The sequence below is a fragment of the Cupriavidus lacunae genome, assembly GCF_003353055.1.
Classification (GTDB): Bacteria; Pseudomonadota; Gammaproteobacteria; order Burkholderiales; family Burkholderiaceae; genus Cupriavidus; species Cupriavidus lacunae.
Window position 1 is genome coordinate 1 of the sequence record NZ_QKWJ01000155.1, and the last position, 8,201, is coordinate 8,201.

Below are 8,201 nucleotides of genomic sequence, written 5' to 3' on the forward strand. Positions count from 1 at the left end.
ACCACCCGTCGTGAACATCTGATCCGTGTGCATGATGCTCTCCTTTGAACAGGGGACTCGACACGCCCTGATTTTACGTATCAGTTCGTTGACGACCTCCACCTGTTACATAGGATCTAGAGCGCCCCGCGCGCGAACGGGCATCCCGGCGAGCGAAAATTTGGGCAGCGCCTGCTGAGCGATCGGGACTCGGGCCGCTGCGGCTCAATGCTACTTATAGATCACCGTCGTAATTCCGGCCCACGGCCGCTCGTATGGGCCGGTCCGGTACGCCGACCCGCGGGCTCCGCGCGCGTCGGGATTTTTGTGCCCCAAGATATGACGCATTATCTTGGGGTCCGTTTACCCAGAAATGCCGACGCCAGCCGGAGACCCGGGCCGGCCACGGGGCCCGTTCGACGTGGCGCCGGACGCTTGGTGGTGACCGGACCGGGGGCCCTTGACGAGCGCGCCGGGATCGCCTTCCATGTGTGATGTCCATTCCACTGTCCCCGCCATGACCGCCTTTGCCGCACCCGCGCCTACCCTGCCCGTCTGGTCCCTGGATCGGTGCCGGTGGGATCGCCTGAATCCTGCTTCCGGCTCCCTCTACCTGCTCGTCGACGAATCGCGCCACCTGCCGATCGCGGCTGCGCTGACGGAGGAGTCGATGGGCGTGGGTATCGGTGCGTGGCTGGTGGCGGCCACCATCGGCCGCCAGCCGCCCGCGACCCTGCAACTGGCCGGGTCCTCCCCGGAGGCGGACTGGCCCGCCTTGCGCGACTGGGCCCGGACTTATGCGGTGGTGATCGCGCGGGTGGGCGTACGTCAGCCCGGTCCCGCGGAAGCACTGCTCCGATCGGCCCTGCGCGCGCTCGATGCCGAGCGCGGCGCCGGTCACGACCGGCTTCCCTCCCCGTTGGCCCAGCAGCGGCTAGATCGTTGGTACCGCTCGCAGGGAGGACGCTGAGGCACGCGCTCGCCGTGCCGTCGCGCCGATCTGGGCCGCAAAAGGCGGTCTCCTTCGGCGTTCAGGAGGACGGATCCCGCTCTACACTGCGTAGCCCATCCTGCTACCGCCCGCGCCGCCGCTTTTGGTGAGCGCGGGCGCTTTTTTACAGGAGCGAGCGCTTCGGATTGAACGGCGTGGCGTCCATGCCCGATCCTTGGCGAGTCCCGGTCTTGGCTGAACCGTCAAGGGGCCAGCCATCTGGGGAAAGCCGTATCCCAGAGCGCCGCTCCGAAACTGCCCAATGCATCCGAACCGCCTCGCCCCGGCGATGCGGCCGCGCCAAGGCGCGCGTCGGTCGAGTTCGCCGGTTCGCTTAGTGCGCCGCTATGGCTGCCCGTCCGCTGCGCTGGTGGCGTCGCCATCTTCGGCAGGCCGGATGTAAGACCGCCGGCGGCGATGGGTCACGGCGATCGCTGGGACGCTCGCCGCTGCGGTCGCCATGGGAGGGCTCGGTCGCACAACCGGGCCAGTGGGCTGCACTTCGCGTGCCAACGGCCGGTCGGGGCTTGAGGGTGCTGCCGTGGCGGGGCTCGATCTCGGCGTCCACGCGACTTCCAGAAACTCGCGCGCCGCCTCCTCGCCGAAGTCCGGCACATGCTGGGACAGATATTCCGCGAGGCGCACGGCCGCGCGGCGCATCATGGCGGTCGTAGGCACCGGCCAACCCAGATGCACGTGATAACGCCGCGCGTCTCCCCCATAATCGGCGCGTTGCGTGTCGTGCCGCTGATGCTGCTTACATCCGGCGCCGGTAACGGTTTTCCGCTGCAGTGTGTTTCACCCCTCCCCGCTGTGCCTTGATGCGATCCCTTGCCGGCATCAATCAAGTCACGGACCCCAGCATCTGTGCGCTTGAGTTTGGCAAGACAAGCCCTTGGCGCTGCCCGGCGCCCACCGTTGGCCGAAATGGGCTGCGGTTCGGTCGTTCAGCTAGGCACTGCTAAATGACCGAGAGGGGTCGCGAAGCAACGGCCGCCGCATCTCGGGCAGCAGCCGTCCGTGGCTGCCAAGGGGACACGTGATGACGATCTTCGCGCGGATCGACCATGCCGAGGCCGCAAGCAACGCCGTTCTGGCAATGCCACCGACGCAAGTGACCATCCATGGCAACGCCACGCGGGGGAAGGCCGTTGATGCTCGCGGCACCCAGCGTTGCGCAGGACTTGCCTCTGCGCAACACTGGGGCGCAATGCCTGCAAGGGCAACCTGGGTGACGGACGCCGCAGAACTGGGCGGCGTTCACCCATTACCGGCCGGCAGCGCCGCTGCCGCTGGCGGTAGCGCAGCGGCTGACTATTGACACGGTGGGCGCGCAAGGCGCCCCCGGGGTAATTTATCCGGTCAGGCCCTTGTTTGGGTTGACCAGATACTTCTCCCCCGTCGCACGCTTGCTGTAGACGGCGATCTCGTCCAGATCCAGCACCTCGGCCAGCGAGATCTCTTTCGAGTAGTGGCTGGCAAAGGTGGTCTTCAGCTCTGCCACAACGCGTTGCTTCAGCGCGTTGGCCCGCTCGCGCCCGATCTTCTGCAGGAACGGGAACAGCAGCCAGCCGCCCATCCCCCACGCCATGCCGAAGTTGCGCTTGAACTCGGTCGGGCTTGTGTCCAGGCCGCCGTAGAGATAGACCTGCTTGTGGGTGGTCGAGCCATAGCGGCTGTATTCGCGGGCCGTCTTGTTCAGGGCCGCTTCCATGCAGGTGAGGATCTGCCCGCCGAGCTTGCCGCCACCCGTGGCGTCGAACGCGATCGTTGCGCGAGTAGCGACGAGTGCCTCGGTGAGATCCTGCATGAACGTGGGCGATGCGGCGTTGCAGACGTGAACCGCGCCTTGTGCCTTGAGCAGGTCCACCTGCTCTTGCTTGCGCACGATGTTCACCAGCTTGATGCCATCCTTGAGACAGATCTGATTGAGCATCTGGCCCAGGTTGGAGGCCGCGGCGGTGTGCACCAGAGCGCTATGTCCTTCGAGCCGCATGGTCTCGACCATGCCCAGTGCGGTGAGCGGGTTGACGAATGACGACGCGCCGTCGGCCGGCGTGGCGCCTTCGGGCAGGACCAGGCACTGGTCCGCGGGAATGCAGCGGTACTGCGAGTACATCGCGCCGCCGATGGCAGCCACGGTCTTGCCGATCAAGGCCTGCGCCGCAGGGGACGAGCCTGCATCGACGACCACGCCCGCGCCCTCGTTGCCAACCGGCATGGACGCATCCAGGCGGCCTGCCATGCTGCGCATCGCGCCTTCCGGAACGCGCGCGGTGACTATGGGGCGCTCGGCCGTGCCGCTCGCCTTGGCCGTGCTCATGTCGGCCGCACCGAACAGCAGGGCGAGATCTGACGGGTTGAGGGGAGAAGCTTCAACGCGGATAAGCACGTCATCCGGACCAGGCTGAGGCGTGTCGATGCTGTCTAGTAACAGCTCGAGTTCACCGTTGCTCTTGATTTTGGAACGAAGTTGAAGCGCAGTGGGCATTCGATGTCTCCTCGGTCTGTCTGTTTGCGGTGAGCGGGGCCGGCAGCGTGGGGTTGTTTTCGCCGGCAGCCAGCAATGTAGCAAGTTCCTGCGAATCCCGTACTGGGCGGGAAATTCAGGTCATGCGTCGACCTACAGGCCATCATGCATCGCACTCATAGCGGGGGATGGGCAGTCAGCCCTTCCACAATCAACCCAACTGCTGCGTTTGCCCAAAGCGGGGGAACCTCCACTGCGCACACATGCGAAGGCACCGATCCGTCACCTCCCTGGCGTGGTCAGGGTTGTCACCCGCCACTGCCGGCCTGGTCTTGATTGGATCCGGATGCGTCGGCCTCGGCATCACCGCCAATGACATGGGTCCGCAGTGTGACGGCGCGCTCTCCCAGCCCCAACCTCGTGCCGGGCACTTACGTGTTAAACGACAGGTATTGTGACAACTGTTGTTCTCACAATACCTGGGCGGCGTTTGCGGGTAATACCGAAGGCCAGGCGTAGAGTTGGAGCGTGGCGCACCCATTAGAATCGTTCGTAAGTCTGGCATCGATGCCCTAACCTGTCCGGCAGGCGCCGTCCAAAGGTACGTCCTCTATCCCCTGCTGCTTCGATCCAGCTCCTTTGCCCGCATGCCTCCTGCCCTTCTCCAGGATTCCGACACCCAACTGTTGCGCGAGCGCGCCGAGACGATCGTATGGATCAAGACGCAGATGGCCAGACATGGCCTGCATCTGGCCGACCTGCAGAACGCAGGCTGTTTTTCTGAAGGAGCACCCCTCGCCAATACCGCAACCCATGCGATTTGCTTCCGCGACGCTTATGGCCACGCGTGGAACGATCACGGAAAACTGCCAGACTGGCTGCAGCGCGCCGTGAACGCGGGCCAGTCGATCGAGCATTTTCATGTATAGCCATAGGTCCGCTTATCGCACGGCGCGAGTTGCCCTGCCGCAGCTTGCGCCGCTCCAGCCGTATCGCGAAGCCTTCCACGTGTCCAAGTTAAACACATAGACGACGCCTTCGCGTTCATTGAGATGAGTGGGGCCATCCACGATGAGTGCCGCCAATCCAACACTCGTCATTCCCAGCATGAATGCACAAGCATTCAGACAAACAATTTCAAAAACATCGGATTGGCCGTTATTCTTCGTTTTCTTGAGTTGCTAGGTGCATGATGACGGCGCACTAATCTCGTCGGCGTGGATCCACCCTTCGCTCCGAAGAACCCTAACCGGCCTGCGCCGCGAGCAAAAGGGGCACTTGATTAGGGAGCATTCTTCGCCGCATAGCATTAACCCGCGTAATCTGCGGACCCATACCTGATCAGGCAGCCGATTCGTCCTGTGCAGCATGTCTCATACAGGCGCAGACAACGAGCAGCAAGGCCGGAACGAATACGACTTCCACGGGGCGTTTGTCCTACTGAGCGACGACTTTCCGGGGTAACGCGCCGGGCCGTCGGCTATCGATCCGCAACACGCGGTCTAGCGCAGCGGCAAATAATGAGCGCGCGTCATCAATTCGTGCAGTAGACCGCATCCAGACGCCACCGAGCGCAGACCCAAATCTTATGGCTAATCTCTGAACGGCCCCGATCATGACGCTAGACTCGCAGCACCTCGATCTCGCCAAGCTGGCGCAGTATCTGGAAGCCCGTTTGCCCGGCTTTGCACGGCCAGTCGTAGCCGAGAAATTCTCCGGCGGCCAGTCGAACCCGACCTTTCTGCTGCAGACACCTAAGGCACGCTACGTGCTGAGGCGGCAGCCACCAGGCGAACTGCTGAAATCAGCCCATGCGGTGGACCGCGAATTCCGTATCCTTTCCGCCCTGTCGGGAACTGCGGTGCCGGTTGCCAAGCCGTATCACTTGTGCGAGGACCGCGACGTCATTGGCAGCATGTTCTACGTAATGCGCTTTGAGGAGGGCCGCATTTTCTGGAACCCGACATTGGGCGAAGTGCGCCGAGGCGACCGCGCCGCCTACTACGACGCTATGCTGCGCACGATGGCCACGCTGCATGACGTTGATGTGGCGGCGGTTGGGCTCGCCGACTACGGCAAGCCTGGCAATTACTTCCAGCGCCAGATCGGCGTCTGGACCAAGCAATACCGCCTCGCGGAAACGCACCGCATCGACGCGATGGAAACGCTCATCGCGTGGCTGCCCTCCGCCTGCCCCGCCGACACGGACGCGCCAGCACTGGTGCACGGCGACTTCCGGCTCGACAATATGATGTTCGACCCGCACGAGTGCCGGGTCAAAGCTGTGCTGGACTGGGAACTGTCGACGCTCGGCAATCCGCTCGCGGACTTGGCGTATTTCTGTATGTGCCTGCGGTTGCCCTCGAACTCACATATCCCTGGCTTGGCGGGACAGAACCGTAAGGAACTTGGAATTCCCGAGGAAACCGAGATGGTGGCGCGTTACTGCGACCTGCGCGGCCTTCCGCCCATCGAGAACTGGCACTTCTACCTCGCGTTCAGCTTCTTCCGCCTGGCGGCCATCGCGCAGGGCGTCAAGAAGCGCGCGCTCAACGGCAACGCATCAAATACACAGGCCGGCAAGGCCGGCGACATGGCCGGGCCCTTGGCCGAAGAGGCCGTGCGCCTAATCAATGACCACCCGCGAGACCGCGACGGGAAAGACCGCCCACGCAGGTCGTCGCCGATGTTCAAAGATTGACACATCATTACGGAGCGAGACATGACCACCACCCTGTTCGACCTGACCGGCAAAATTGCCATGGTGACCGGCGCAAGCCGCGGCATCGGCGAGGAAATCGCCAAACTGCTCGCCGAGCAAGGCGCTCACGTAATCGTATCGAGCCGCAAGGTCGACGATTGCCAAGCGGTCGTGAACGCCATCCGTGAAGCCGGCGGCAAGGCCGAGGCATTGGGGTGCCACGTCGGCCGCATGGAAGACATCGAGGCGGCCTTCGCGTTCATCCGCAACACGCATGGTCGACTCGACATCCTAGTCAACAACGCCGCGGCCAACCCGTATTTCGGGCACATCCTGGACACGAGCCTAGAGGCCTACAACAAGACCGTGGACGTAAACATCCGCGGCTACTTTTTCATGTCGGTTGAAGCCGGCAAGCTGATGCGTACGCAAGGCGGTGGCGTGATCGTCAACACCGCATCGGTCAATGCGCTGCAGCCCGGCGACAAGCAGGGCATTTACTCGATCACCAAGGCCGCCGTGGCGCACATGACCCGCGCTTTTGCCAAGGAATGCGGGCCATACGGCATTCGCGTGAATGCGCTGCTGCCGGGTCTGACCAAAACCAAGTTCGCGGGCGCGTTGTTCGAAGACAAGGCGACCTACGGTCGCTGGATCGACGAAATACCGCTGCGCCGCCACGCAGAACCGCGCGAGATGGCCGGCACGGTGCTTTACTTGGTGTCCGGTGCTTCGAGCTACACCAACGGCGAGTGCATAGTCGTGGATGGCGGCATGACGATCTGACGCTACACACCTCCGGCGCTTCGCCGCAAGCGCTATTGCAAACCACGGGTTAGACAATGCAAATAGGATTCCCTCAGGAGGCGCGCGTTGCAGCACCCGAGACCCGCAAAGCGCCAAATACGTGGGAAGCGGCTTGAGGTATTTGTGCCGCGCTTCGCCGGTGAATCCATTAGCGCGGCTTGACGCTTCACGGGAATCAGTCTGCTACGTCGCGCATCAGACTAATGAATTGCTCACGCAGCCATTGGTTGCCCGGGTCCTGGTCAGCACTGCAGTGCCAGTAGCAATGCCACTCCAGTTCGGGAATGTTGAATGGTAGCTCCAAGATTCTTCCCGAATAGCGCCGCAACAGTCGCAGCGGCGCGGTCAATGCCAGATCGGTGCGCATGGCAATGAGCGGCGCAGCCATATAGTGCTGTACCCGGATTTGAATGTCCCTGCGCTGTCCCAGCCGCGCCAGTTCTGCATCCACATACCCACTGCCCTTGCGGCGGCTGGAGACGTGGATGTGCCCCATCTTCAGGTAATCGTCCATCGATAGCACATTGCCCGTGAACGGATGATCAGGGCGGACCATGCAGGCGTAGCGGTCCAGCCCTATCGCTGCCTGGCGCAACTGCGGAGCTATGATGTGCGGCGCGTCGATCGCGAGTGCGATTGTGCTGTTGGCAAGCGCAGTGGGGACCTCGTTGCGGTCGGTGTAGTAGCTGCGGATACTCATTCTTGGCGCCCATTGCTGGAGGCGTTCGCCCAGCGCGGGTAACACGAGCGCTTCCGTCAGGTCGCTCATGCTCACACGAAATACGCGCTCCGATGCCTCGGGATCAAACACATGCCCTTCGTGTGTACTGGCATCAAGCAGTTGCAGCGCCTCGCGCACGCGACCGATGATGTTTTCCGATATCGGTGTCGGTACCATGCCGGCCGGGTTGCTGACAAACAGTGGGTCGTTGAAGGTCTTGCGCATGCGCGCCAGCGCATTACTAACGGCGGGTTGCGTGATGCACAGCGCCTCCGCCGCCCGCGTCAGGTTGCGGAGACGGTAAATCGCTTCAAATACAACAAACAGATTCAGGTCAACCTTCGAGATGCGCATTGCTATGCCTCCATGGCGGCATCATGGCGAAGACCACCGGCACGAGAGGTACCAGCTAGCCCTACTTTCGCAAGCTCGGTGTTATTCCGCGGCGGCACCGAGCCGGAATGCCGCGTAGATACTGGATTTCGCTTGATTCTTTGGCTCGGAGATGCTACATGAAGGAATGCACATCTTC

At 62.8% G+C, this 8,201-nt stretch carries 7 protein-coding genes; 5 read left to right on the forward strand and 2 right to left on the reverse strand.

The window, feature by feature from the left end:
* The first annotated feature begins 496 nt into the window (after positions 1-496).
* Together DN412_RS41410 and DN412_RS46170 are read left to right on the forward strand one after the other, a co-directional pair.
* The gene (locus tag DN412_RS41410; RefSeq protein ID WP_115216799.1) at positions 497-949 is read left to right on the forward strand and encodes a hypothetical protein; all 453 of its coding nucleotides are present in this window, start codon (positions 497-499) and stop codon (positions 947-949) included.
* 1,063 nt (positions 950-2,012) lie between these two features.
* Positions 2,013-2,291: a DUF302 domain-containing protein gene (locus DN412_RS46170; RefSeq protein ID WP_133303180.1), complete on the forward strand. Its 279-nt coding sequence runs from the start codon at positions 2,013-2,015 to the stop codon at positions 2,289-2,291.
* A gap of 33 nt (positions 2,292-2,324) precedes the next feature.
* Here the strand turns inward: DN412_RS46170 and DN412_RS41415 are convergent, their stop codons facing one another.
* Entirely contained in the window at positions 2,325-3,461 is a 1,137-nt protein-coding gene (locus DN412_RS41415; protein ID WP_115216800.1) for a zinc-binding dehydrogenase, read from the reverse strand.
* 626 nt (positions 3,462-4,087) lie between these two features.
* Here DN412_RS41415 and DN412_RS41420 point away from each other — a divergent pair.
* The 3 genes from DN412_RS41420 to DN412_RS41430 all read left to right on the forward strand — a co-directional run bounded on the left by DN412_RS41420 (position 4,088) and on the right by DN412_RS41430 (position 6,927).
* Positions 4,088-4,369 (forward strand): H-NS family nucleoid-associated regulatory protein, encoded by a 282-nt coding sequence (locus DN412_RS41420; RefSeq protein WP_115216801.1) that lies wholly within the window; start codon positions 4,088-4,090, stop codon positions 4,367-4,369.
* A 686-nt stretch (positions 4,370-5,055) separates the two neighbouring features.
* Positions 5,056-6,141 (forward strand): phosphotransferase, encoded by a 1,086-nt coding sequence (locus tag DN412_RS41425; protein WP_115216802.1) that lies wholly within the window; start codon positions 5,056-5,058, stop codon positions 6,139-6,141.
* Between the two features lie 21 nt (positions 6,142-6,162).
* Positions 6,163-6,927 carry an SDR family oxidoreductase gene (locus tag DN412_RS41430; protein ID WP_115216803.1) on the forward strand — a complete coding sequence of 255 codons (765 nt, stop codon included), beginning with the start codon at positions 6,163-6,165 and terminating at the stop codon, positions 6,925-6,927.
* 196 nt (positions 6,928-7,123) lie between these two features.
* Here DN412_RS41430 and DN412_RS41435 read toward each other — a convergent pair whose 3' ends face one another.
* Positions 7,124-8,023, reverse strand: a complete 900-nt coding sequence (locus DN412_RS41435; protein ID WP_115216804.1) for a LysR family transcriptional regulator — start codon at positions 8,021-8,023, stop codon at positions 7,124-7,126.
* Positions 8,024-8,201 lie beyond the last annotated feature (178 nt).

Bases quoted from the DNA above. Each gene is read 5' to 3' on its own strand.
- DN412_RS41410 (WP_115216799.1), top strand. From the start codon at position 497: ATGACCGCCTTTGCCGCACCCGCGCCTACCCTGCCCGTCTGGTCCCTG.
- DN412_RS46170 (WP_133303180.1), top strand. From the start codon at position 2,013: ATGACGATCTTCGCGCGGATCGACCATGCCGAGGCCGCAAGCAACGCC.
- DN412_RS41415 (WP_115216800.1), bottom strand. From the start codon at position 3,461: ATGCCCACTGCGCTTCAACTTCGTTCCAAAATCAAGAGCAACGGTGAA.
- DN412_RS41420 (WP_115216801.1), top strand. From the start codon at position 4,088: ATGCCTCCTGCCCTTCTCCAGGATTCCGACACCCAACTGTTGCGCGAG.
- DN412_RS41425 (WP_115216802.1), top strand. From the start codon at position 5,056: ATGACGCTAGACTCGCAGCACCTCGATCTCGCCAAGCTGGCGCAGTAT.
- DN412_RS41430 (WP_115216803.1), top strand. From the start codon at position 6,163: ATGACCACCACCCTGTTCGACCTGACCGGCAAAATTGCCATGGTGACC.
- DN412_RS41435 (WP_115216804.1), bottom strand. From the start codon at position 8,023: ATGCGCATCTCGAAGGTTGACCTGAATCTGTTTGTTGTATTTGAAGCG.